This is a genomic window from Pseudomonas sp. Marseille-Q5117 (assembly GCF_946901175.1).
GTDB lineage: Bacteria > Pseudomonadota > Gammaproteobacteria > Pseudomonadales > Pseudomonadaceae > Aquipseudomonas > Aquipseudomonas iranensis.
Map to the genome: position 1 here is coordinate 182,264 of NZ_CAMPPP010000008.1, position 23,525 is coordinate 205,788.

General features: G+C 59.9%; 21 protein-coding genes and 1 pseudogene. 17 read left to right on the plus strand and 5 right to left on the minus strand.

Translation table 11 applies throughout. The features are described from left to right. Window positions 1-67: 67 nt before the first annotated feature. The gene (locus tag OC605_RS15300; RefSeq protein WP_262137965.1) at window positions 68-736 is read left to right on the plus strand and encodes a hypothetical protein; all 669 of its coding nucleotides are present in this window, start codon (window positions 68-70) and stop codon (window positions 734-736) included. Between the two features lie 59 nt (window positions 737-795). On the opposite strand, the gene OC605_RS15305 is transcribed toward OC605_RS15300, so the two are convergent. The 3 genes and pseudogenes from OC605_RS15305 to OC605_RS15315 all read right to left on the minus strand — a co-directional run bounded on the left by OC605_RS15305 (window position 796) and on the right by OC605_RS15315 (window position 4,889). Then, the gene (locus tag OC605_RS15305) at window positions 796-1,155 is read right to left on the minus strand and encodes a DUF6124 family protein (RefSeq protein WP_042610027.1); all 360 of its coding nucleotides are present in this window, start codon (window positions 1,153-1,155) and stop codon (window positions 796-798) included. A 699-nt stretch (window positions 1,156-1,854) separates the two neighbouring features. Further along, the gene (locus OC605_RS15310) at window positions 1,855-4,158 is read right to left on the minus strand and encodes a hypothetical protein (protein WP_262137967.1); all 2,304 of its coding nucleotides are present in this window, start codon (window positions 4,156-4,158) and stop codon (window positions 1,855-1,857) included. A gap of 375 nt (window positions 4,159-4,533) precedes the next feature. Continuing rightward, a pseudogene (locus OC605_RS15315) lies at window positions 4,534-4,889 on the minus strand (DUF6124 family protein). A 528-nt stretch (window positions 4,890-5,417) separates the two neighbouring features. On the opposite strand from OC605_RS15315, the gene flhA reads away from it, so the two are divergent. From flhA to OC605_RS15385, 14 genes are all read left to right on the plus strand, one after another. Continuing rightward, window positions 5,418-7,547 carry a flagellar biosynthesis protein FlhA gene (gene flhA, locus OC605_RS15320; RefSeq protein WP_016771062.1) on the plus strand — a complete coding sequence of 710 codons (2,130 nt, stop codon included), beginning with the start codon at window positions 5,418-5,420 and terminating at the stop codon, window positions 7,545-7,547. A gap of 11 nt (window positions 7,548-7,558) precedes the next feature. Beyond that, window positions 7,559-8,899, plus strand: coding sequence for a flagellar biosynthesis protein FlhF (flhF, locus tag OC605_RS15325; protein WP_024012117.1), 1,341 nt, complete (start codon window positions 7,559-7,561; stop codon window positions 8,897-8,899). A gap of 116 nt (window positions 8,900-9,015) precedes the next feature. Beyond that, window positions 9,016-9,846, plus strand: a complete 831-nt coding sequence (gene fleN, locus OC605_RS15330) for a flagellar synthesis regulator FleN (protein ID WP_016771060.1) — start codon at window positions 9,016-9,018, stop codon at window positions 9,844-9,846. Further along, window positions 9,843-10,583, plus strand: coding sequence for an RNA polymerase sigma factor FliA (gene fliA, locus OC605_RS15335; protein ID WP_016771059.1), 741 nt, complete (start codon window positions 9,843-9,845; stop codon window positions 10,581-10,583). Before fleN ends, fliA begins: the two co-directional genes overlap by 4 nt. 167 nt (window positions 10,584-10,750) lie before the next feature. Further along, window positions 10,751-11,122, plus strand: coding sequence for a chemotaxis response regulator CheY (locus OC605_RS15340; RefSeq protein WP_024012118.1), 372 nt, complete (start codon window positions 10,751-10,753; stop codon window positions 11,120-11,122). Window positions 11,123-11,140: 18 nt separating this feature from the next. Continuing rightward, complete coding sequence (locus tag OC605_RS15345) at window positions 11,141-11,929, plus strand: protein phosphatase CheZ (RefSeq protein ID WP_042607546.1); 789 nt, start codon at window positions 11,141-11,143, stop codon at window positions 11,927-11,929. Window positions 11,930-11,982: 53 nt separating this feature from the next. Next, window positions 11,983-14,262 (plus strand): chemotaxis protein CheA, encoded by a 2,280-nt coding sequence (locus OC605_RS15350; RefSeq protein ID WP_130887173.1) that lies wholly within the window; start codon window positions 11,983-11,985, stop codon window positions 14,260-14,262. Window positions 14,263-14,311: 49 nt separating this feature from the next. Then, a complete protein-coding gene (locus tag OC605_RS15355; RefSeq protein WP_130930097.1) occupies window positions 14,312-15,457 on the plus strand; it encodes a chemotaxis response regulator protein-glutamate methylesterase in 1,146 nt (381 codons plus the stop codon). Beyond that, the gene (locus tag OC605_RS15360; protein WP_016771055.1) at window positions 15,457-16,197 is read left to right on the plus strand and encodes a flagellar motor protein; all 741 of its coding nucleotides are present in this window, start codon (window positions 15,457-15,459) and stop codon (window positions 16,195-16,197) included. Before OC605_RS15355 ends, OC605_RS15360 begins: the two co-directional genes overlap by 1 nt. Window positions 16,198-16,209: 12 nt before the next feature. Further along, window positions 16,210-17,100 (plus strand): flagellar motor protein MotD, encoded by an 891-nt coding sequence (gene motD / locus OC605_RS15365; protein WP_016771054.1) that lies wholly within the window; start codon window positions 16,210-16,212, stop codon window positions 17,098-17,100. Between the two features lie 43 nt (window positions 17,101-17,143). Next, entirely contained in the window at window positions 17,144-17,932 is a 789-nt protein-coding gene (locus tag OC605_RS15370) for a ParA family protein (RefSeq protein ID WP_262137972.1), read from the plus strand. A 90-nt stretch (window positions 17,933-18,022) separates the two neighbouring features. Then, window positions 18,023-18,976: a CheW domain-containing protein gene (locus tag OC605_RS15375; protein ID WP_130902402.1), complete on the plus strand. Its 954-nt coding sequence runs from the start codon at window positions 18,023-18,025 to the stop codon at window positions 18,974-18,976. A 90-nt stretch (window positions 18,977-19,066) separates the two neighbouring features. Continuing rightward, a complete protein-coding gene (locus OC605_RS15380) occupies window positions 19,067-19,552 on the plus strand; it encodes a chemotaxis protein CheW (protein WP_016771050.1) in 486 nt (161 codons plus the stop codon). Between the two features lies 1 nt (window position 19,553). Then, entirely contained in the window at window positions 19,554-19,949 is a 396-nt protein-coding gene (locus OC605_RS15385) for a DUF2802 domain-containing protein (protein WP_137216006.1), read from the plus strand. 120 nt (window positions 19,950-20,069) lie between these two features. Here the strand turns inward: OC605_RS15385 and OC605_RS15390 are convergent, their stop codons facing one another. Both OC605_RS15390 and OC605_RS15395 read right to left on the minus strand, forming a co-directional pair. Then, entirely contained in the window at window positions 20,070-20,399 is a 330-nt protein-coding gene (locus OC605_RS15390) for an EscU/YscU/HrcU family type III secretion system export apparatus switch protein (protein ID WP_016770586.1), read from the minus strand. After that, window positions 20,396-21,970, minus strand: a complete 1,575-nt coding sequence (locus OC605_RS15395; RefSeq protein WP_123442834.1) for a flagellar hook-length control protein FliK — start codon at window positions 21,968-21,970, stop codon at window positions 20,396-20,398. The genes OC605_RS15390 and OC605_RS15395 overlap by 4 nt, the downstream gene beginning before the upstream one ends. Before the next feature lie 197 nt (window positions 21,971-22,167). Between OC605_RS15395 and ccmA the strand changes: the two genes are divergently transcribed. Next, on the plus strand, window positions 22,168-22,803 hold the full coding sequence (gene ccmA, locus OC605_RS15400) for a cytochrome c biogenesis heme-transporting ATPase CcmA (RefSeq protein ID WP_217863992.1): 636 nt from the start codon (window positions 22,168-22,170) through the stop codon (window positions 22,801-22,803). Further along, window positions 22,800-23,468, plus strand: coding sequence for a heme exporter protein CcmB (ccmB, locus tag OC605_RS15405; RefSeq protein ID WP_039763615.1), 669 nt, complete (start codon window positions 22,800-22,802; stop codon window positions 23,466-23,468). The genes ccmA and ccmB overlap by 4 nt, the downstream gene beginning before the upstream one ends. Window positions 23,469-23,525: the final 57 nt, after the last annotated feature.

A 23,525-nucleotide genomic window follows, 5' to 3' on the forward strand; every position in this document is an offset into this window, starting at 1 on the left:
TAGACGCCGCTCCCCAGCCGCGTTGCTATGCACTCGGGAATAATCCCTGAGCGCAGAGACGAAGATCATGGCAGAGCGAATCTATAAAAAACTTGAAGGAATGACGCTGGACTACGTTTCAGGGCAGTTGGAGGAAAACCCAAAGGAGCGATCCATACGTTACACGGTGAGCTTTGACCTCGATCTGGATTTCACTCACTTCGTGCAGATGGCTAACGTTTATATCCCTGATTACCTGAACAACCCGGTTAACGCCATCAGGCCTGAACTGGACGGCTTGGCGCACCACTATTCTTATAACTACCTGTTCGATAGCGCAGGAAATATTCGCGATAAAATGGACTTGTTCGAACTGTTCACCTCGCCACGTTATTACATGGATCAATGGGCCACGGGTGTGGATTTGGCGGTGCGCTACAGCAAGCCTGCGTTTGAGGTGTTCGGGCAAAAGTTGCGTATCACTGCAAGCAGGGATTTGCGACTGGTGGATGAAAGTCGAACGATCGGGATCGCAGATTTACCCCTCTTGCAGTTTCATTGGGCGTTAAACCTGTTGCAAAGTGACCTCGCCGCTCCTGATGTCACTGCACCTTTGACCAAAGTCGTGCTCATGTACATGAACGAGGATTTCGTCGAGGTTGAAGGCCAATCGGTGCTTCGAGGTGTGAAGTATGTTGATCGCAATCAATTGGGTTTCGGCACTATCACGGCCAAACAGATGCTGACTGCGCAGTAGCCGAATACTGCGCTTATCGTTCCCACACGGAGCGTGGGAACGATCATCGTGACGCCGCGCTACTGCGGCAATTCCAGATTATCCAGCACCCGATTCACCGCCAATTCTCCGAGCATGATCAGTTGCGCAATCCCCATCAGCGTCCGGCGTTGCGATGGCTTGACCAGTCCGGCGAATTCCTGGGCGATGGTTTTGGCGGAAGCGAGGGTTTCGCAGGCGTTGGCCAGCAGGTCTTCGTTTTTGGTGTCGGCGGTGACGGCGTACATGGCGCGAGGGCTGAAGGGTGGTGGGGTGGAGCCGGGTGGGCAGAGGTAATGGTCGAGGGCGCGGTCGGCGGCTTGGTGGAGTTTTTTTGAATCGAGGGATTCGTAGGGGGAGGTGGGGTCGGTTTCGGGTGGGTTGGGTGTTGGTTTGATCATGGTGAAGCTCCTATAAGGGTGGAGCCGCCCAGACACTGTCGCTAAACAGGAAGGTGGCGGCTGTACGCAGGTTAGCGAACCGGTTATAGGCACCCGGCAGACCCGAAGGTCTCCCGCATACAGCCACCATAACGAAGTCTCAGGCATTGAGCCTGCGACAAAGCATGGAACGCTGATGCACCTATTCAAGATCCGAGTCGCTAAACCCGATCGCTGATTCGTCAGCGACCGGACCACGATAGAACCCGGCCTCAAGGTGCACAAGCCGGCGGATTCTGGCTTGGCTGTAGGCAATGGCGCAAGGATTTGTAGTTTGAAAGGCGTGTCTGGAGGTGTCTTTTAAACGGATTCGTTTAAGTCGAAAAATTGTTTCGGATTTGAAGGCCTCTTCGCGAGCAAGCTCGCTCCCACATTTGGAATGCATTCATTTCCTCACATGAAATGCTTTCCTTGTGGGAGCGAGCCTGCTCGCGAAAGCGGAGTGTCAGTTGGAGAATTTGCTGGATGACACACCGCTATCGCGAGCAGGCTCACTCCTACAGGGGGCGTGTTTATCCCTTCCTGTTTCATTCCTTGGCAAAAGTTGGAAGGGGTCTTGCAATAGCCTCCGTGGGCCCGCTCGGAACGTCTTGAATTTGCTTTAAAGAAGGGTAAAAATAGATCCGTCCCCTTTTCTGTCCTTCCTCTTGTTGTGAAGTGCTAGTTGGATAGGGTGATTTTTATGTTGTCAATGTCTAAGTAGTCTCGCAAACCTCCGGTGCCAGGGACTATTTGGGTGGTTATTATGAGGGAGGAAAATTTTAAGTTGTTTGGTAATTTTATTGGGACTATCGTTAGATCGGCTACAGAGTGTATGGGTATTCCTGCAGCGTTGTAAAAGGTGATGCCGTTATTGGTCTGACTGTTTAGTACAGTCCAGTCGATTTCTGTCGCGGTTTTTCCATTTAAGTCTATTTTTATAGTGTCTCGGATTTTTAGACATTGACTTCCCCAGCCCACGGTAAGTGGATGTCCTATTCCGGTATAATCCCCAGAAACGCTATCCTCACGAATGTTTGTGAGTGTCATTGTTCCAATGTTGATACTTTGTCCTACGTTCAGTTTGTGGCTTGCAACGTTGGAAAAGTCTTCTTCAATAAACAAGGTTGGATTGTGAAGGATGTAATCCGTTGTTGGTAACTTCGTAGAGTGTTCTTCAGTGGGGTTTGAGCTAAAGAATATTTTTGGTACTAACTCTAGTGTGCTTTCATGCTGCAGGTTTTCTAAATCGGACCGGAGTAGAATCCTGCGCACTCCAGTGTTTTGTTCTTCGGTGTTTATGATGTCTCCCCGTGCAAGGGGGATAACAATGGGCTGCGCAGAGGATTTATTTAGAACTATATCGAGCCATAGATAATGGCCCGCTATAATCAAAGGGCTAGGCGCTATTGAAACGGTACAGTTCCCCTGAAAATCTTTAAGGTCAAGTACGTGGGTTGCACCATTAGCTTCGTCAATTCTAAATGCAGGCAATCGCGGATCTCCATCCGAAACCTTCAATACACTAAACGTCGCAACCGGTGATTTCCCAGCCTGCCCTCCATTGCGATTGAGGTTCCAGCGCAGGGTAATTTCCTTGCCATGCCGCGCCGCCAGAAACGCCTGGCTCAACACCGTATTCACCCGTTTATTGCTGTTGAACGCCACCAATGGGAACTGCGGCGAGCCCGCTGGCGGATTGACTTCCACCAGGCGCGCACGATCTCCCGGCAGTGCATCAAGGAACTCGATGCGCATGGTCACCCCGTTCGGATAGGCCAGTACATAAATCGGTTGCACCGCCGGTGACACGAGAAACGGTGGCAACAACTTAAGGGTGCCTTCGCCGATAACATCGGCTTTGGTGGTGTTGGATGTCGCGATGATCTGCCCACCGCGAATCAGCTCATATTTCGCTCGCACCACGCTGCCAGCGATGACTTTGGCGTTGGGCACCAGCAGTTTGTAGGTGAAGGGGATGCGCACCACATCAGCCTCAACGGTGTGCGACACGACAACGGTGTCGGGTTGGGTGGCGGTGTAGATCACGCGGATTTTGTCGTTGGGCTGCCAGAGCGGGGCGAACGCATGCACCAGCACGGTGAGATCGTTGCTGGCAAGTTTCGTCAGGTCGATGATGCTTGGGTCATCGCTCGGATCGTCCGGATCTTCGGCCAGATCGGGGGCGACCAGTCGCGGTTCCTTTAGGTGCACATCGATTTCAACCGTGCCCGAGTATGGCGAGTCGGTATCCGGCCCGTTGCCGAGCTCATCGGTGACAGTGTAGGAAAAGACAAACTCCGGGTTGTCGCCCGCTTGCTGAAACACCTCTTCCCCGACCATTACGCAAATTGTTGTCCGCTCGGCAGACGGGGAGGCAGGCGCTTCACCGGGGGCGACAATGCGCACGACATCCTTGCCGTTGCAGTTCAAGCGGATCACGTCATAGGCGCGGCAGTAGGGGTAGGCAAAGCATACTTGCACGCCTTGTTTGGCGCGCTCGGCATCAATGCCGTCGTCGATTACGTCCTGCGGCAGGATCAGTTGCAGTTCGGAATGGGCGCGGTCACCCGGCGTGCGATCCTCGATGCCGGGGCGAATGGCGTTGTACAGCAAGGTCAGCACTGGTGTTGATGTGCCGATGTTCTGGCTGGCGCGGGTGATGGTATAAACGAGCGTGTTAACGCGGTCCGTCAGCAACAGGCCCTTGGGCAGGTAAAGGGTTTGGACCTTGTTCTCCTCGCCAGCCCGGATGGTCTTTGTCGCCTCGGTAGGAGCGTTGTTCAAGACCAGTCGTATCACGTCGTCTGCTTGCACCGTACCGGCAAGCGGAGGGTCGACGGCGATGGTCAGGCCCATGGGTTCGAGGTCGTACACATGTTTGGGAACACCATAATGAGCGCCATTCACCGGGGTGGTCGCTTCGGGAGCGCGAGGTGGCAGCAGCGCCAATACGGTATTGTCGGATGTTTGATTGGTGCTCATGACGGTGGCTCCTGAACGGTGTGAAGGGTCAGGCATCATCAGAGCGCTTAATTGCCGGTTGCGCACCTGTCAGATCTGACAGGTGTCGATGGGTTTCCGACGGGTGGTCGGGTCGGACGATGAGGGAAGGAGGCCCGCCATCATGGTTGGTGGGGGGGGCGTTTTTATGTGCCGTGGAGATGTGTCGCCTGGTGGTCAGCTTTCGCGAGCAGGCTCGCTCCCACGGGTTCGGCGTGTAATGCAGGTTTTTTGATCGTTCTCATGCGCAGCTGAGGGGGGGCTTCAGTGGATGTTCCGCGTTCGGCTTTGGAAGGGACGCAGAGCGTCCCGGGCTGCATTCCCACGCGGGAGCGTGGGAACGATCATTGGGCAGATCTACTGTGGCAACTCCAGATTATCCAGCACCCGATTCACTGCCAATTCCCCGAGCATGATCAGTTGCGCGATCCCCATAGCGTCCGGCGCTGGGATGGTTTCACCAGTCCGGCGAATTCCTGAGCGATGGTTTTGGCGGAGGCGAGGGTTTCGCAGGCGTTGGCTAGCAGATCTTCGTTTTTTGTATCGGCGGTGACGGCGTACATGGCGCGGGCTGAACGGCGGCGGGGTGGAGCCGGGCGGGCAGAGGTAGTGGTCGAGGGCGCGGTCGGCGGCTTGGTGGAGTTTTTTGAGTCGAGGGATTCGTAGGGAGAGGTGGGGTCGGTTTCGGGTGGGTTGGGTGTTGGTTTGATCATGGTGAAGCTCCTGAGGTAATGGAGCCACTTTCGCCTGTCGCTAAACAGAAGAAGGTGGCAGCTGTACGCAGGTTAGCGAACCGGTCACAGGCACCCCGGTAGACCCAAAGGTCTCCCGCATACAGCCGCCATAACGTAATTGCGGGCGAAGAGTCCCACAACGAAGCCACGAACGCTGATGCACTGAGATGGTCCGAGTCGCTAAACCCGGTCGCTGATTCGTCAGCGACCGGACCACAATAGAATCCGACCCCAAAGCGCACAAGCCGGCGGATTCTGGCTTGGCTGTAGGCAATGGCGCAAGGATTTGTAGCCTTGAGACCGTGTCGGCAGGTGTCTTTTAAACTCGTCGTTTAAAAACAAAGATCGCAGCCTTCGGCAGCTCCTACAGGAGATGTAAATCCATGTAGGAGCTGCCGAAGGCTGCGATCTTTTCTGCTTGGGCAAAAGTTGGAAAGCTTCTTGCAATAGCCGCCCTGCGCCCGTTCGGGGCGTCAAAAGTTTGCTTTAAAGGAACGGGGAAAACCGGTGGATCGCACTCAGTTATTCAATACAGCACGCACCAACGTTGCCGATCTCAGTCGAGGCAATCTGGGCGTGCCGTTGTTGCTGCTGGTCATGCTGGCGATGATGATGTTGCCGGTACCGCCGTTCCTGCTCGACGTTTTCTTTACCTTCAACATTGCCCTGTCCATCGTCGTCCTGTTGGTCTGCGTGTATGCGCTGCGGCCGCTGGATTTCGCGGTGTTCCCGACCATTCTGCTGGTGGCGACGCTGCTGCGTCTGGCGTTGAACGTGGCCTCGACGCGGGTGGTGATGCTCCACGGTCAGGACGGCCACGCCGCCGCCGGTAAGGTGATTCAGGCCTTCGGTGAGGTGGTGATCGGCGGTAACTACGTGGTCGGTATCGTGGTCTTCGCGATCCTCATGATCATCAACTTCGTCGTGGTGACCAAGGGTGCCGGGCGGATTTCGGAGGTGAGCGCGCGTTTCACCCTCGATGCGATGCCTGGCAAACAAATGGCGATCGACGCCGACCTCAACGCCGGCCTGATCGACCAGAATCAAGCCAAGTCGCGCCGTCAGGAAGTCGCCCAAGAGGCGGAGTTCTACGGTTCGATGGACGGTGCCAGCAAGTTCGTCCGTGGTGACGCGATCGCCGGCCTGCTGATTCTGTTCATCAACCTCATCGGCGGCATGGCGGTTGGTATCTTCCAGCACGGCATGAGCTTCGGCGATGCGGGCAAGGTTTACGCCTTGCTGACCATCGGTGACGGTTTAGTGGCGCAATTGCCATCACTGTTGTTATCTACAGCAGCGGCGATCATGGTAACCCGTGCTTCCGGCTCGGAAGACATGGGCAAGCAGATCAACCGCCAGATGTTCGCCTCGCCGAAAGCGCTGGCCGTGGCCGCTGGTTTGATGGCGGTGATGGGCCTGGTGCCAGGCATGCCGCACTTCTCCTTCCTGAGCATGGCGGCGCTGGCTGCGGGCGGCGCGTACCTGTTCTGGAAGAAGCAGAACGTCGCCAAGGTTGTGGCGCTGGAAGAGGTCAAGCGTCAGCAGGAACTGCTGCCGTCGCCGGCCCGCGCCATGGAAACCAAGGAGCTGGGCTGGGACGACGTTACGCCGATCGACATGATCGGCCTGGAAGTCGGCTACCGCCTGATTCCGCTGGTGGACCGCAATCAGGGTGGGCAATTGCTCGCGCGGATCAAGGGCGTGCGCAAGAAGCTCTCGCAGGATCTGGGCTTCCTGATGCCGACCGTGCACATCCGCGACAACCTTGATCTGGCGCCGAGCGCGTATCGCCTGACGCTGATGGGCGTGATCCTCGCCGAGGCCGAGATCTACCCGGATCGCGAACTGGCGATCAATCCGGGCCAGGTGTACGGCTCGCTCAACGGGATCAACGCCAAAGATCCGGCTTTCGGCCTGGAGGCGGTGTGGATCGAAATCAGCCAGCGCGCCCAGGCGCAATCGCTCGGCTACACCGTGGTCGATGCGAGCACCGTGGTCGCCACCCACTTGAACCAGATTCTGTACAAGCACTCCAGTGAGCTGATCGGCCACGAGGAAGTGCAGCAACTCATGCAATTGCTGGCCAAGAGCTCGCCGAAACTGGCGGAAGAGCTGGTGCCGGGCGTGGTTTCGCTGTCGCAGTTGCTCAAGGTCCTGCAAGCGCTGCTCGCCGAGCACGTGCCGGTGCGCGACATTCGCAGCATTGCCGAGGCGATCGCGAACAACGCTGCCAAGAGTCAAGATACCGCCGCGCTGGTCGCCGCTGTGCGGGTCGGCGTATCCCGTGCAATCGTCCAAAGCATTGTAGGCACTGAGTCCGAGCTGCCTGTAATCACATTGGAACCAAGGTTGGAACAGATATTGCTCAATAGTCTGCAGAAGGCAGGACAAGGCTCGGAAGAGGGCGTTCTGCTGGAGCCGAGCATGGCCGAGAAGCTGCAGCGTTCGTTGATCGAAGCGGCCCAGCGGCAGGAAATGCAAGGCCAACCGGTGATCCTGCTGGTAGCAGGCCCGATTCGCGCGATGCTCTCGCGCTTCGGTCGCCTCGCAGTGCCAGGGCTGCATGTACTGGCCTACCAGGAAGTACCGGACAACAAGCAAGTGACCATCGTTGCGACAGTAGGGCCCAACGGCTGAGGTAGTGGTTTATGCAAGTTAAGCGTTTTTTCGCCGCCGATATGCGTCAGGCCATGAAGCTGGTTCGCGATGAGCTGGGCGCTGATGCCGCCATCATCGGCAACCGCCGCATTGCCGGCGGCGTCGAGTTGACGGCGGCTCTGGATTACAAATTGTCGGCGCTGGCGCCACGGGTTCCGAACATGGAACTCGAAGACGAGCTGCGCAAGACCCAGTCGCGCATCGTCACCGCCCAGGCCGAGCTGAGCCTGCGTGGCGAAGCCGACGGCAACACCAATCAGCAGTTGTTCGCCGGGCTGCCGTTGACCGCAGGCCTGCCGCTGACTGCTGCCGAACCACTGAGCGAGCCGACCTACGCCGCCCCGACGCGCCCGGCCGCAGCGCCTGCGCAGGCCTCGGCGGGTGTCGATCCGCGTGCGCTGGATTCGATGCGTTTTGAATTGAACAGCCTGCGCGAGCTGATGGAAGTTCAGCTCGGCACCCTGGCCTGGAATCAGCTGCAAGGCAGCCGTCCGGCCCAGGCCAATCTGTATCGCCGTCTGCAGCGCATCGGCCTGTCCGGCCCGCTGTCGCGCGATCTGCTGGCGATGATCACCGATATCGAAGAACCCCGTCAGGCCTGGCGCATGCTGCTGGCGCACCTGGCGCGGATGATCGCCGTACCGGAAGTCGAGCCGCTGGAAGAGGGCGGTGTGATTGCCATGGTTGGCCCCGCCGGCATGGGCAAGACCACCACGCTGGCCAAGCTCGCCGCGCGTTACGTGCTCAAGTACGGCGCGCAGAACGTTGCACTGGTGAGCATGGACAGCTTCCGCATCGGCGCGCAGGAACAACTGAAAACCCTCGGGCGCATCCTCAACGTGCCGGTAACGCACGTCGATCCAGGTCAGTCGCTGGTGCAGGCATTGGATCCACTGCTACGCAAACGCGTGGTTTTGATCGATACTGCCGGGCTGCAAGCCAGTGATCCGGCGTTGCGCATGCAGCTTGAGAGCCTGGCCGGGCGTGGCATTCGCTCAAAAAATTATCTGGTCCTGGCAACCACCAGCCAGAAACAGGTTCTAACCGCCGCTTATCACAGTTACAAGCGTTGCGGGCTGGCCGGCTGCATCCTGACTAAACTGGATGAAACGGCCAGTCTCGGCGAAGTGTTGAGCCTGGCGATCAGTCATGAATTGCCGGTCGCGTATCTGACCGATGGCCCACGGATTCCGGATGATTTGCATCTGCCGCGCCGTCATCAACTGGTCAGCCGCGCCGTCAGCGTGCAAATGCAGGAAGAACCCAGCGAAGAAGCCATGGCTGACATGTTCGCTGATATCTATCACAGCCCGACCAAGCAGGTTGGCTGAGGTAATCATGAACAGTTTTTGTACCTACATCGATGGTCTGCCACGCATTGTTCCGATCAGGAACGCGCAGCCAGTAATGTGGCCTCCGTCTATGCAAGACAAGGTAAAGAAATAACATGGGCAGCATGCATCCCGTACAGGTGATCGCGGTGACCGGCGGCAAAGGTGGCGTCGGCAAGACTAACGTGTCAGTGAACTTGTCGCTGGCGCTGGCAGAGCTTGGCCGTCGGGTCATGCTGCTGGACGCCGACCTGGGCCTGGCGAACGTCGACGTTCTGCTGGGGCTGACACCCAAGCGCACACTGGCCGACGTTATCGAAGGCCGTTGCGAACTGCGCGACGTGCTGTTGCAGGGCCCAGGCGGGATTCGCATCGTGCCGGCGGCCTCCGGCACGCAGAGCATGGTGCACCTGAGCCCGGCGCAACACGCCGGCCTGATCCAGGCGTTCAGCGACATCGGCGACAATCTCGACGTGCTGGTGATCGACACCGCTGCGGGTATTGGTGACTCGGTAGTCAGTTTCGTACGCGCCGCGCAAGAGGTGTTGCTGGTGGTCTGCGACGAGCCGACTTCGATCACCGACGCTTACGCGCTGATCAAGTTGCTCAACCGCGACTACGGCATGAACCGCTTCCGCGTGCTGGCCAACATGGCGCAGAGCCCGCAGGAAGGGCGCAACCTGTTCGCCAAGTTGACCAAGGTCACCGATCGCTTCCTCGACGTCGCCCTACAATACGTCGGCGCCGTGCCGTACGACGAAAGCGTGCGCAAGGCAGTGCAGAAGCAGCGCGCCGTCTACGAAGCCTTTCCCCGTTCCAAGTGCGCGCTGGCCTTCAAGGCCATCGCCCAGAAGGTCGACACCTGGCCGCTGCCGGCCAACCCGCGCGGGCATCTGGAATTTTTCGTCGAGCGTCTCGTGCAGCAAACCGCAGGGCCTGTGATATGACCGCCAGTGGCATGAATCTTTACAAAAAGTCGGCGCGTGACGCGCAATACGAATTGATCGAGCGCTACGCGCCACTGGTCAAGCGCATTGCCTATCACTTGCTGGCGCGCCTGCCGGCCAGCGTGCAGGTCGAAGACCTGATCCAGGCCGGGATGATCGGTTTGCTCGAAGTCTCGACCAAATACGACGCCAGCAAAGGCGCCAGTTTCGAAACGTACGCGGGCATTCGAATCCGCGGCGCGATGCTCGATGAAGTGCGCAAAGGGGATTGGGCGCCACGCTCGGTTCACCGTAATACCAGGATGGTCAGCGACGCGATTCGCTCGATTGAAGCTAAAACCGGCCGTGACGCTAAAGATCACGAGGTTGCGGCCGAACTCCAATTGAGTCTCGACGATTACTACGGGATTCTGAATGACACCTTGGGCAGTCGCCTGTTCAGTTTCGACGACCTGTTGCAGGACGGCGAACACGAAGGGCTGCACGAGGATGGCGCGAGTGCTCATATGGAGCCGTCACGCGATCTGGAAGATGAACGCTTCCAGGCGGCGCTGGCGGACGCGATTGCCAATTTGCCGGAGCGTGAGCGACTGGTGTTGGCGCTGTACTACGACGAAGAGCTGAACCTCAAGGAAATCGGTGAAGTCCTTGGCGTCAGTGAATCGCGGGTCAGCCAGTTACACAGCCAGTGCGCGGCCCGTCTGCGGGGGCGTTTGGGGGAGTGGCGAGCGCGCTGAAGGCAGTGTGGGGACACTGCGAAACGAGGCTGGTGCGGTGATGAACGGCGCCGGTCTCGATCCGTTGTGCTCCAGACAAACTTTAAGTGCTGCGCCGATTGATTGAAGTGGCGCGTCCAGGTGCTGGGCGCGTTTAAGACTGCTTGGAGGTCGAATTGAACAAAGACATGAAAATCCTCATCGTTGATGACTTCTCAACGATGCGGCGGATCATCAAGAACCTGCTGCGCGATCTTGGGTTCACCAACACCGTCGAGGCCGACGATGGCACCACTGCCATTCCGGTGCTCAACAGCGGCAGCATCGACTTTCTGGTAACGGACTGGAACATGCCGGGCATGACCGGTATCGACCTGCTGCGTCACGTGCGCGCCGATGAAAAACTCAAGCACCTCCCGGTGTTGATGGTGACTGCTGAAGCCAAGCGCGAGCAGATCATCGAGGCCGCCCAGGCCGGTGTGAACGGTTACGTGGTCAAACCTTTCACGGCTCAAGCGTTGAAAGACAAAATCGAGAAGATTTTCGAACGCATCGGCTGATGAATGCGCGGGGGAGCTATGGAGCATAACGAATCATCACAGGGCGATTTCGAATCGACCCTGAAAAAACACGCGGTCGAACTGGTCGAGAGCCTTGAAAAAGGCAGGTTCGGCGACGCGGTGCAACTGATCCATGAGCTCAATCAGACCCGTGACCGCGGCCTGTATCAGGAAGTGGGCAAGCTCACACGTGAACTGCACAGTGCGATCGTCAATTTCCAGATTGATCCGCACATGCCGCAGGCCGAGGAAGTGTCGCAAATCACCGACGCCACCGAACGCCTGGGCTATGTGGTCAAGCTGACGGAAGCCGCGGCCAACCGCACCATGGATCTGGTGGAAAGCGCCACGCCGGTGGTCAACAGTCTCGCTGATGAAGCGCAGACGTTGAGCGCCGATTGGGGCCGCTTCATGCGTCGCGAGGTCGGGGCTGAAGAGTTCCGCGAACTGGCGCGCCGGGTCGACGGTTTTCTGTCACGCAGCAGCACGGACAACCGTGCGGTGTCGAGCAACCTCAATGACATCCTGCTGGCTCAGGATTACCAGGACCTCACAGGTCAAGTGATCAAGCGTGTGACCCAACTGGTCACCGAAGTCGAAAGCAATCTGCTCAAACTCGTGCTCATGGCCAGTCAGGTCGACCGCTTTGCGGGCATCGAACATGACCGCGCCGCAATGCTTGCTGAAAAAGATCCACAAAAACATCTCTCGCAGGGTGAAGGTCCGCAGATTCATGCCGATAAACGAGAAGACGTTGTGTCCGGTCAGGACGATGTGGACGATTTGTTATCCAGCCTTGGATTCTAGAGTTTCGGAATTCGGGTTTTTTGGGTTTTTAGACCTGTAGGAGCACCCCATTAATGAGCTTCGGCGCCGATGAAGAGATCCTTCAGGATTTCCTGGTTGAGGCCGGCGAGATTCTTGAGCAACTGTCCGAACAACTGGTCGAGCTGGAAAGCCGTCCGGATGATGCAGATCTGCTCAATGCAATTTTTCGCGGTTTCCACACTGTAAAAGGGGGCGCCGGCTTCCTTCAGCTCAATGAGCTGGTGGAGTGCTGTCACATCGCCGAAAACGTGTTCGACATCCTGCGCAAGGGTGAGCGTCGCGTTGATGCAGAACTGATGGACGTGGTGCTCGAAGCACTGGACGCGGTGAACAGCATGTTCAGCGAAGTCCGTGAACGTGCACCGATCACCGCTGCCACGCCGGAACTGCTGGCCGCGCTGGCGCGTCTGGCCGAACCGCAATCGGCGGATGAAGCCGTTGCCGCGCCAGTGGAAGTGGTGGAAGAACCGGTCGCCGAAAGCGCATCGGACGACATCACCGATAACGAATTCGAACAACTGCTGGACTCGCTGAATGCCGTCAAGGCCCAGGCCGAGGCCCCGGCCGCTGCCGTGGCGCCCGCGCAGGTTGCCGACACGGCGGCCAGCGATGAAATCACCGACGCCGAATTTGAATCGCTGCTCGATCAACTGCATGGCAAAGGCCAGTTTGCTGTGGATGCGGTCGCTCCGGCGGCACCAGCAGCGCCGGCTGCTCCGGCCGCGCCTGCTGCGGGCGACAGCTCGGACATCACCGACGACGAATTCGAAGCCTTGCTCGATCAGTTGCACGGCAAGGGCAACTTCGCCGTTGACGCGCTGGAATCGGCCATCGCTTCGGCCCCGGCCGCACCTGCTGCACCGGCAGCCGCTGCGGCCGGCAGTGACCTGATCAGCGATCACGAATTCGAATCGCTGCTCGACGAATTGCACGGCAAAGGCAAGTTTGACGCTAGCGCTGCGACTGCCGGCTCTGCGTCGAGCGTCGCCACGCCAACGGCGAAAGCTCCGGCTGCCGCTGCTGTGCCGAAACCTGCCGCCAAGCCTGAACCGAAAGCCGAGACGCCGAAACCGGCCGCCGCTGCTGCACCGGCTCCGGCCCGTGCGCCAGCCGCTGCACCGGCAGAAAAACCGGCCAGCGAAGCAGAAACCACCGTGCGCGTCGATACCGCGCGGCTCGACGAGATCATGAACATGGTCGGCGAGCTGGTGCTGGTGCGTAATCGTCTGGTGCGCCTGGGCCTCAACAGCGGCGACGAAGCCATGTCCAAGGCCGTGTCGAACCTCGACGTGGTCACCGCTGACCTGCAGACCGCCGTGATGAAGACGCGGATGCAGCCGATCAAGAAGGTCTTCGGGCGCTTCCCGCGTCTGGTTCGCGACCTCGCACGTCAGCTCAAGAAAGAAATCAACCTGGAACTGGTGGGTGAAGAAACCGACCTCGACAAAAACCTTGTCGAGGCTCTTGCCGACCCGCTGGTCCACTTGGTGCGCAACGCCGTCGACCACGGCATCGAGTCGCCGGAAGAACGCGAAGCATCGGGCAAGGCCCGTGGCGGTCGCGTGGTGCTGGCGGCCGAGCAGGAAGGCGACCATATCCTGCTGTCGATCTCCGACGATGGCAAAGGCATGGACCCGAACGTCCTGCGTTCGATCGCGGTGAAACGCGGTGTGATGGACAAGGACGCGGCCGATCGCCTGAGCGATACCGAGTGCTACAACCTGATCTTCGCCCCGGGTTTCTCGACCAAGACCGAGATCTCCGACGTGTCCGGCCGTGGTGTCGGCATGGACGTGGTGAAGACCAAGATTTCCCAGCTCAACGGTTCGATCAACATCTACTCGACCAAGGGCCAGGGCTCGAAGATCGTCATCAAGGTGCCGCTGACCCTGGCGATCATGCCGACGCTGATGGTCATGCTTGGCAATCAGGCGTTCGCGTTCCCGCTGGTCAACGTCAACGAAATCTTCCACCTCGACCTGTCGACCACCAATGTCGTCGACGGTCAGGAAGTGGTGATCGTGCGCGACAAGGCGCTGCCATTGTTCTACCTCAAGCGCTGGCTGGTCAGCTCCGCCGCTCACGAAGAGCAGCGCGAAGGCCATGTGGTGATTCTTTCGGTGGGCACACAGCGGATCGGCTTCGTCGTCGATCAGCTGGTCGGCCAGGAAGAAGTGGTCATCAAGCCATTGGGCAAAATGCTCCAGGGAACTCCGGGCATGTCCGGCGCCACCATCACCGGTGACGGCCGCATTGCGCTGATTCTCGATGTTCCAAGCATGCTCAAGCGTTACGCCACAAAGCGTATTTGAATCCGGGGCGGCGGCGCGATGACGCGCCGCTGCACCTAATGGAGTGTTTATGGCAGTCAAAGTCCTGGTGGTGGACGATTCGGGTTTTTTCCGCCGCCGCGTCTCGGAAATTCTTTCGGCGGATCCGAGCATCCAGGTGGTCGGCACGGCCACCAACGGTAAAGAGGCGATCGATCAGGCCATGGCCCTCAAGCCTGACGTGATCACCATGGACTACGAGATGCCGATGATGGACGGCATCACGGCAGTGCGGCACATCATGCAACGCTGCCCGACCCCGGTGTTGATGTTCTCCTCGCTGACCCACGAAGGCGCGCGGGTAACCCTCGATGCGCTGGACGCCGGCGCGGTGGATTTCCTGCCGAAGAATTTCGAAGACATCTCGCGCAACCCCGAGAAGGTCAAGCAACTGCTGTGCGAGAAAGTCCACAGCATCTCGCGCAGCAATCGTCGTTTCAGTGCCTACAGCGCGCCGGCTCCCGCCGCTGCGCCAGCGCCGACGCCTGCTCCGGCAGCGTCGAGCTACGGCAGCCACACGAGCCACAGCAACCCTGTCCCGGCACGTCCGGCGCCTGCGCCAGCGCCTGCCCGTGCAACCGCTGCCAGCGCTTCGTCGCCGGCTCCGAAACGCAAAGCCTACAAACTGGTTGCCATCGGCACTTCGACGGGCGGCCCGGTTGCGCTGCAACGCGTACTGACGCAGTTGCCGGCGAACTTCCCGGCGCCGATCGTGTTGATCCAGCACATGCCGGCGGCGTTCACCAAAGCGTTTGCCGAACGTCTCGACAAACTCTGCCGCATCAGCGTCAAGGAAGCCGAGGATGGCGACATCCTGCGTCCGGGCCTGGCGCTGCTGGCGCCGGGTGGCAAGCAGATGATGATCGACGGCCGTGGCGCGGTGAAGATTTTGCCGGGTGACGAACGTCTGAATTACAAGCCGTGCGTGGACATCACTTTCGGTTCTGCAGCCAAGTCCTACGGCGACAAAGTTCTGGCAGTGGTGCTGACCGGCATGGGCGCCGACGGCCGCGAAGGCGCGCGTCTGCTCAAGCAGGGCGGCAGTTCGGTGTGGGCGCAGGACGAAGCAAGCTGCGTGATCTACGGCATGCCGATGGCCATCGTCAAAGCCGATCTGGCTGACGCCGTGTATGGTCTGGACGACATCGGCAAGCACATCGTCGAGGCGTGTATCTGATGGATGTTCTCAGCCTTATCGGCCTCATCATGGCGTTCGTCGCCATCATCGGCGGCAACTACCTTGAAGGCGGCCACCTCGGCGCGCTGGCCAACGGCCCGGCAGCGCTGATCGTGCTGGGCGGCACGGTCGGTGCTGCGCTGCTGCAATCGCCGATGAGCGCGTTCAAGCGCGCTATGCAGATTCTCGGCTGGATCTTCTTTCCACCGCGTGTCGACCTGGCCGGCGGCATCGACCGCGTGGTCAATTGGAGCCTTACGGCGCGCAAGGAAGGCTTGCTCGGCCTCGAAGGCGTGGCCGACGCCGAACCTGACAGCTACTCGCGCAAAGGTCTGCAACTGCTGGTCGACGGCGCCGAGCCGGAGGCGATTCGCAGCATTCTCGAAGTGGATTTCTACACTCAGGAATCCCGCGATATCGAAGCGGCCAAGGTGTTCGAAAGCATGGGCGGCTACGCGCCGACCATCGGCATCATCGGTGCGGTGATGGGCCTGATTCACGTGATGGGCAACCTCGCCGATCCGTCGCAACTGGGTAACGGCATTGCCGTGGCGTTCGTCGCGACCATCTATGGCGTGGCCAGTGCCAACCTGATCCTCTTGCCGGTCGCGGCCAAGCTCAAGTCCATCGCGTTGCGGCAGTCGCGTTATCGCGAAATGTTGCTGGAAGGAATTCTGTCGATCGCCGAAGGTGAAAACCCTCGTTCCATTGAGTTGAAGCTGCAAGGCTTCATGGATTAAGGGAATAACCTCATGGCTCGTCGTCGCCACCAGGAAGAACACGTCAATCACGAGCGCTGGCTCGTGTCCTACGCGGATTTCATCACTTTGCTGTTCGCGTTTTTCGTGGTGATGTACTCGATCTCGTCGATCAACGAAGGCAAGTACAAAGTCATTTCCGAAGCGCTGATCGGCGTGTTTACCGACTCCGATCGCTCGCTCAAACCGATTCCGATCGGCGACGAACGACCGAAAACCGTGACCCCGGCCAAGCCGCTGGTCAAGGATGCCGAGCAGGTCGACGCCGGTATTTCCGGGGCCAGCGACCCGCTGAAAAGCATCGCCGATGACATCAGCGCCGCCTTCGGTGATTTGATCAGCTCCAACCAGATGACCGTGCGCGGCAACGAGTTGTGGGTCGAGATCGAGCTCAATTCCAGCCTGTTGTTTGGCAGCGGCGACGCCATGCCGAGCGACATCGCGTTCAACATCATCGACAAGGTCGCGGCCATCCTCAAACCGTTCGACAACCCGATCCACGTCGAAGGCTTCACCGACGATCAACCGATCCGCACCGCGCAGTACCCGACCAACTGGGAACTGTCTTCGGCGCGTTCGGCGAGCATCGTGCGGATGCTCGCCATGCAGGGCGTGAACCCTGGGCGACTGGCGTCGGTGGGCTACGGCGAATTCCAGCCAGTGGCCAACAACGCCACGGTCGAAGGCCGGGCGAAGAACCGTCGTGTGGTGCTGGTGGTGTCGCGCAATCTCGATGTGCGCCGCAGCCTGACGGGCACCGGAACCGCCAATGCGCAACCGGACGCGGCGTTGAAGCGCGCTGGCACACAAACTGCACCGACCCCGGTCAAGACGCCGGGACGCGAGAGTGCCGTCAATTCTCCGTCGCCCGCATTAACACGCTGAAGCATGTCTCGGTCAATCAACCTGGCCGGGAGGAACGAACTGAATGAGAGTCTGGGCAGTCGCCAATCAAAAGGGTGGTGTCGGTAAAACCACATCCTCCATCGCTTTAGCCGGATTGCTGGCCGAGGCGGGCAAGCGCGTGGTTGTGGTCGATCTCGACCCGCACGGCTCGATGACCAGCTATTTCGGCTACGACCCCGACAGCCTGGAACACAGCAACTACGACCTGTTTCTGCACAAGGGCAGCGTGCCGCACGGCCTGCCGGGGCAGTTGCTGTTGTCGACCAGCGACGAACGCATTTCCCTGCTGCCATCGAGCACCGCACTGGCCACCCTTGAGCGCCAGTCGCCGGGGCAGAGTGGCTTGGGTCTGGTGATCGCCAAGAGTCTGGCGCAACTGTGGCAGGACTTCGATTACGCGATCATCGACAGCCCGCCGTTGCTCGGTGTGCTGATGGTCAACGCCCTTGCGGCGAGCCAGCAATTGGTGATCCCGGTGCAGACCGAGCACCTCGCCGTGAAAGGTCTGGAGCGCATGGTCAACACCCTGGCGATGATCAATCGCTCGCGCAAACAGCCGTTGCCGTTCAGCATCGTGCCGACCCTGTTTGACCGCCGCACGCAGGCGTCGATGGGCACCTTGCGCGTGCTGCGTGACAAATTCCCCGACGACATCTGGCACGGCTACATCCCGGTCGATACTCGTCTGCGCGACGCCAGCCGGGCGGGCGTCACGCCTTCGCAATTCGACGGCAAGAGTCGTGGCGTGCTGGCCTACCGCGCGCTGCTCAAGCGGCTGCTCGCGCAGCAACTTGTTCCGCAGGTGGCCTGAGATGATTTCGATCTGTTTGCCCGAACCCTGTGGGAGCGAGCCTGCTCGCGAAGCAGACAACGCGGTTTCCCTGTCAGGCGCTGATCACCGATGAACCGCCCAGTGAAACTCACGTCACGTCCGCAACAGGCCTTGCAGTCCTATCTGGAAGACCTGCTGCTCGACTTGCCCGAGGACTTGCCTGCGCCGGTCGAAGCGCTGCCGCCAGTCGTCGAACCGGCGCAGCCTGATGTGGTGGAAAGCACCGAGGCCATGGACGAGTTCCAGGCCGCGGTGCTGGAAGAGCAGGCCCGTGACGCGCAGAAATCTGCCGGCCCGGTCGCCGCGCCCGCTGCTGCCCCGGTGGCCAAAGCACCGGTGGCGCTGATCGATGAACCGCGTGCGCCACTGTCGACACTGGCGCCGCTGCTGCAAACACAATTATTGACCGTGCCGGAACCCGAACCGGAGCCAGAACCCGCGCCGCAGATTGCTGAGCCGCAGGTGCTGGTCCCTCCGCTGGTCGAAGTGCACCTGCCGCCGAACAACCCGCCGCCACCGGTCGAGCCCGATGGCCGTCCGGCCTGGGCTGCCGAAGCCTTCGAATGCTTGTTGTTCGATGTTGCCGGGCTGACCCTGGCGGTGCCGCTGGTGTGCCTTGGCTCGATCTATTCGCTGGCCGGCCACGAGCTGACGCCGCTGTTTGGCCAGCCGGAGTGGTTCCTCGGCATTCTGCCGAGCCAGGCCGGCAATCTGAAAGTCTTGGACACCGCGCGTTGGGTCATGCCGGATCGTTACCGCGATGACTTCCGGCAGGGCCTGCAATACGTGATTTCGGTACAAGGTTACGAGTGGGGGCTGGCGGTGCATCAGGTCAGCCGCTCGTTGCGCCTGGACCCGAATGAAATCAAATGGAGAAGTCACCGGGGTCAGCGGCCATGGCTCGCCGGCACCGTGATCGAGCACATGTGTGCATTGCTTGACGTATCCGCACTGGCCGAGTTGATCGCCAGCGGCGGGGCAAAGCACTTGAGTGGCAACAAGCCGCTACATAAACCGACATAGCAGCCGACATAACAATCAGGCGATGGCATTTTCCAGTGCCACCACACAGAACACACACCGCCCGGGGCGGTTTTTTCGAGGGGTCAGGGTATGAGTAGTCAGGCGTCGAATGCAAAAGGTTCTGAAGATCCGATCCTGCAATGGGTGACCTTCAAACTGGATAACGAAACCTATGGCATCAACGTGATGCGCGTGCAGGAAGTGCTGCGCTACACCGAGATCGCGCCGGTACCGGGTGCACCGAGCTACGTGCTGGGCATCATCAACCTGCGCGGCAACGTGGTCACCGTGATCGACACCCGTCAGCGCTTCGGCCTGCACAGCGGCGAGATCAGCGACAACACCCGTATCGTCATCATCGAAGCCGACAAGCAAGTCGTCGGCATCATGGTCGACAGCGTCGCCGAAGTGGTTTACCTGCGTCAGTCGGAAATCGAAACCGCACCCAACGTCGGTAACGAAGAGTCGGCCAAGTTCATCCAAGGCGTATGCAACAAGAACAACGAGTTGCTGATCCTGGTCGAGCTGGACAAGATGATGAGCGAAGAAGAGTGGTCGGAACTGGAGAGCATCTGATTTGATTCTCGAGGTTGCGGTAATTGTTCTGTTCCTGTTCTGGGCCGGCACGCTGGCGATGTTCGTCTCGTACATCAAGGCGCAGCGAGTGATCGCTGCGCAGCAGGCCCAGGGTGATGCGCTGCGTGATCAGCGCATCAAGGACCTGGCCAAACGCGTCGACGACTACCAGAACGGCAACGTGCGCATGGGCGAGGCCCTGCACGAGTTGCGCGCGGTGGTAAGCCCGTTGCCGGACAAGATCGTTGCACTGGAACAACGCGACCCGTCGAGCCTGTCATTCGCCCAGGCGGCGAAACTGGTGGGCATGGGCGCGAGTGTCGATGAACTGACTCAGTCGTGCGGGTTGACCCAGGCTGAGGCGGAGTTGATGCGCAAGTTGCACAAGGGCAGCTAGAAGCTTCAGGCTTCAAGCGGCAAGCAAGATCAAAAGCGTTATTCGCGAGCAGGCTCGCTCCCACATTTGATCACGGTCGAATGTGGGAGCGAGCCTGCTCGCGAAGGCGTCTTTGAAACCTCAATAATCATCCCCGCGTGCGGTGATGTCCTTCTCGACCATCGGCGCGTTCGGGTCCTGTCCCTCGGGGAATTTGCCCTTCAGGTTCCAGGCAAACGCGATGATCTCGGCGATGGTGCGATAGAGCTCTTCGGGGATGCTGTCGCCCAGTTCCATCCGCGCCAGCAGGCGCACCAGTTCAGGGTTCTCGTAGATCGGCACTTCGTAATCGCGGGCGATTCGCAGGATCTCTTCGGCCAGTTCCTCGTCGCCCTTGGCAGTGAGGGTCGGGGCGTGGTTGCCGTCGTATTTGAGGGCGATGGCCTGGCGTGGGGCAGTGGAATCGTTCATGCGGTTTCGTCGACCCAGCGGTGTTCGAGGCGGGTTTGGTTGCCTTGCGGCGGCGTGCCGTGGTGGCAGTCGAGGTCGCCGACGTTGAGCCCGGAATCGAGCAGGCGCTGGCGCAAGGCAAACAGATTGTTTTCGATCAGGTCAGCGGTGTACGGACGCTCAGCCCACAACTGACTGGACAGGCTGCCGGCGATCAGTTGCGCCTGAATCTGCATCGGCCCGAGCGGTTCCAGATCGAAGGCCAGATCGACGCGCCACAGTTGCTGTTTGGCTTCGCGCTCATCGCGGCGTTCGTGCGGCTGCGGTTCGCGCTCCGGCGCTTCTTCACGCTGGAACTTGACCTGCAACGGCACGATGTCCTGCAAATTGCGCATGGGGATTTCCAGCTGCCAGGTGCTGAGCAGGCGGCCATCGTCGGTGACGCCGGTCTGTTCCAGGCTCGACAACTGATGGCTTTGCAGGCGCGACACCGCTGCGGCGGCGAGGCGCAGCAGTTGTTCGAGATCACCTTCGCCTTCCAGTTTTGCCAACAGTCGTTCGGGCAACGGGAAGCTGCTCGGCACCGGTTTGGCGCTGACCTGGCCGAGGGTGCCGAGGGCGTTCCGGACGAAACTCGGCAGCGCCTGCGCCAAGGTGTTGGCAGCGATGATCGCATTGAAATTGGTGTTGCTCGGCAGGCCCGGGGTCAGTTGCGCGATCAGTTTGAGCAGGTCGGCCTTCATGTCCGGGGCGAGCGTAGGATTTTGTCCGCCGAGCAATTTCGCTTCAAGGAACGCGCCGCTATTGGCCAAGGCCAGCGCCACGCCTTTGGCGGTGCTCATTTGCTGCACGTCCGGCAGGCTGGCGAGCAGCTTGTCGACCACCGCGCGCAGATCGGCCGAGGTCTGGTCAGTCGCCGGTGGCAGATTTTGCAACATCTTCAGCAGGCCATCGAGCGAGCCCTGGCGACTTTGCTGACCGAGCAATTGCTGACTCACCGCCAGTTGTTCCTGACGGCTGCTCAGTGGCACGAATTTGAGGGTCTGCGCATCCTGCACCTGCGCCGACAACAAGGTGCCGATGCGCAGCGGCTGCGGGCTGTCGACGGTCAAGGTGCTGCCGCTCAATGCGGTATTAAGCAGAGTGACCATCGAGCGAAATACCGCCGCTTGCCCCGGCGTCTGCGGCAGGGCTTGCGAGGTCACGACTTTGCCTTGCAGCAAGGTGCCGGCGGGCAATTGCGCGGTATCGATGCGGGTCAGGGTGGCGACGCTGCTGGCGATCGCTTGCTGTACGGTGATCGCCAGATTGCCGGCCGACGGCTGAGTGATCGCCAGATTGGTGCCCTGTGGCAACGGCAGGTTGCTGCTGGCCTGCACGGTGGTCTGACGGCCGCTGTCGAGGGTCACTTTGAGCAGCAATTCAAAGGTCTGATCGGCCTGCTTGAGCGACAACACCTCAGCCTTGGCGCTTTGCCCCGCGCCTATCAGGCCCTCGACCGGCGTCAGCAGCTTGAGCAGTTCACCCATCTGCGGGCGAGCGCTCGCCGGCACGGTGGGCGGCAGCGGGAGGATGTTCATTTCGCCTGTCATACGCGGACACAACCTGAGGAAATTGCGCTCTTGAGAGTAAGGCACGGCATGTATAATGCCGCGCGTTGTGCGCTTCGTTCAAAAAACCTGGCAATTGTTTGATCCAGCTCGCCAGATCGAGCGATCAAAGCATCTATGCTGCATCTCTTTAACGGCCGCTCCAGAGCCGACTTGAACCGTATAAGGCCCGTGATCCCTTGACCAGTCCTGTCCTGCAAACCGTTGCCCTGGCGTGTGAACGCGATCTGCGGCTGCTCTTCGAAAACCTCGAATTGCGCCTGGCCAGTGGTGACATGGTGCAGATCAGCGGCCCCAACGGCAGCGGCAAGACCAGTCTTTTACGTCTGCTCGCCGGTTTGATGCAACCCACCGATGGCCAGGTGCTGCTCAACGGTCAGCCGCTGACCGAGCAACGCAGCGAACTGGCGCGAAACCTGTTGTGGATCGGCCACGCCGCCGGGATCAAGGATCTGCTCACTCCCGAAGAAAACCTCTCGTGGCTCTGCGCCCTGCATCATCCCGCCGAACGCGAGGCGATCTGGCAGGCTCTGGCAGCAGTAGGATTGCGCGGTTTCGAAGACGTTCCCTGCCACAGCCTTTCCGCCGGCCAGCAGCGTCGTGTAGCGCTGGCGCGCTTGTATCTGGACAGCCCGCCGTTGTGGATTCTCGACGAACCGTTCACCGCGCTGGACAAGCAGGGCGTCGCTCAGTTGGAAGAGCATCTGGCCGGGCATTGCGAACGCGGCGGCCTGGTGGTGCTGACCACGCACCATACGCTGAGCCGCATGCCGCCCGGTTACCGCGACATCGATCTGGGGAAATGGGCGGTATGAGTGTCTTCGGCCTGCTGCTTGCCCGCGAATCGCGACTGCTGTTCCGCCGCCCGGCGGAGCTGGCCAATCCGCTGATTTTCTTTGCCATCGTCATTGCCCTTTTCCCGCTGGCCGTCGGCCCGGAAACTCAAGTCTTGCAAAACCTGTCCCCGGGGTTAGTCTGGGTGGCGGCGTTGTTGTCGGTCCTGCTGTCGCTGGACGGATTGTTTCGCAGTGACTTCGAAGACGGCTCGCTGGAACAGTGGGTCCTTTCGTCGCACCCGCTGCCGCTTCTGGTCCTGGCCAAGGTGCTGGCACACTGGCTGTTTTCCGGTCTGGCACTGGTGCTGCTGTCGCCGTTGCTGGCGCTGATGCTCGGTTTGCCGGCCGCGTGCCTGCCGGTGCTGCTGCTGTCGTTGTTGCTCGGTACGCCGGTGTTGAGCCTGCTCGGTGCAGTCGGCGCGGCGCTGACGGTCGGGCTGAAGCGCGGCGGTCTGTTGCTGGCGCTGCTGATTCTGCCGTTGTACATCCCGGTGTTGATCCTTGGCAGCGGCGCGTTGCAAGCGGCGCTGCAGGGCATGCCGGCGACCGGATACCTGTTGTGGATGGCCAGCCTCACAGCGCTGGCGATCACCCTGACACCCTTTGCAATAGCCGCTGGCCTGAAGATCAGCGTCGGCGAATAATAATGAGGCCTGGTCAAAAATTGACCACTTCTTCCAGAAGAAAGGCATGACCCTCTG

Excerpts from the sequence above, each read along its gene's own strand:
- OC605_RS15300 (WP_262137965.1), top strand. The coding sequence starts at position 68 with ATGGCAGAGCGAATCTATAAAAAACTTGAAGGAATGACGCTGGACTAC.
- OC605_RS15305 (WP_042610027.1), bottom strand. The coding sequence starts at position 1,155 with ATGATCAAACCAACACCCAACCCACCCGAAACCGACCCCACCTCCCCC.
- OC605_RS15310 (WP_262137967.1), bottom strand. The coding sequence starts at position 4,158 with ATGAGCACCAATCAAACATCCGACAATACCGTATTGGCGCTGCTGCCA.
- flhF (WP_024012117.1), top strand. The coding sequence starts at position 7,559 with ATGCAAGTTAAGCGTTTTTTCGCCGCCGATATGCGTCAGGCCATGAAG.
- fleN (WP_016771060.1), top strand. The coding sequence starts at position 9,016 with ATGGGCAGCATGCATCCCGTACAGGTGATCGCGGTGACCGGCGGCAAA.
- fliA (WP_016771059.1), top strand. The coding sequence starts at position 9,843 with ATGACCGCCAGTGGCATGAATCTTTACAAAAAGTCGGCGCGTGACGCG.
- OC605_RS15340 (WP_024012118.1), top strand. The coding sequence starts at position 10,751 with ATGAAAATCCTCATCGTTGATGACTTCTCAACGATGCGGCGGATCATC.
- OC605_RS15345 (WP_042607546.1), top strand. The coding sequence starts at position 11,141 with ATGGAGCATAACGAATCATCACAGGGCGATTTCGAATCGACCCTGAAA.
- OC605_RS15350 (WP_130887173.1), top strand. The coding sequence starts at position 11,983 with ATGAGCTTCGGCGCCGATGAAGAGATCCTTCAGGATTTCCTGGTTGAG.
- OC605_RS15355 (WP_130930097.1), top strand. The coding sequence starts at position 14,312 with ATGGCAGTCAAAGTCCTGGTGGTGGACGATTCGGGTTTTTTCCGCCGC.
- OC605_RS15360 (WP_016771055.1), top strand. The coding sequence starts at position 15,457 with ATGGATGTTCTCAGCCTTATCGGCCTCATCATGGCGTTCGTCGCCATC.
- motD (WP_016771054.1), top strand. The coding sequence starts at position 16,210 with ATGGCTCGTCGTCGCCACCAGGAAGAACACGTCAATCACGAGCGCTGG.
- OC605_RS15370 (WP_262137972.1), top strand. The coding sequence starts at position 17,144 with ATGAGAGTCTGGGCAGTCGCCAATCAAAAGGGTGGTGTCGGTAAAACC.
- OC605_RS15375 (WP_130902402.1), top strand. The coding sequence starts at position 18,023 with ATGAACCGCCCAGTGAAACTCACGTCACGTCCGCAACAGGCCTTGCAG.
- OC605_RS15380 (WP_016771050.1), top strand. The coding sequence starts at position 19,067 with ATGAGTAGTCAGGCGTCGAATGCAAAAGGTTCTGAAGATCCGATCCTG.
- OC605_RS15390 (WP_016770586.1), bottom strand. The coding sequence starts at position 20,399 with ATGAACGATTCCACTGCCCCACGCCAGGCCATCGCCCTCAAATACGAC.
- OC605_RS15395 (WP_123442834.1), bottom strand. The coding sequence starts at position 21,970 with ATGACAGGCGAAATGAACATCCTCCCGCTGCCGCCCACCGTGCCGGCG.
- ccmB (WP_039763615.1), top strand. The coding sequence starts at position 22,800 with ATGAGTGTCTTCGGCCTGCTGCTTGCCCGCGAATCGCGACTGCTGTTC.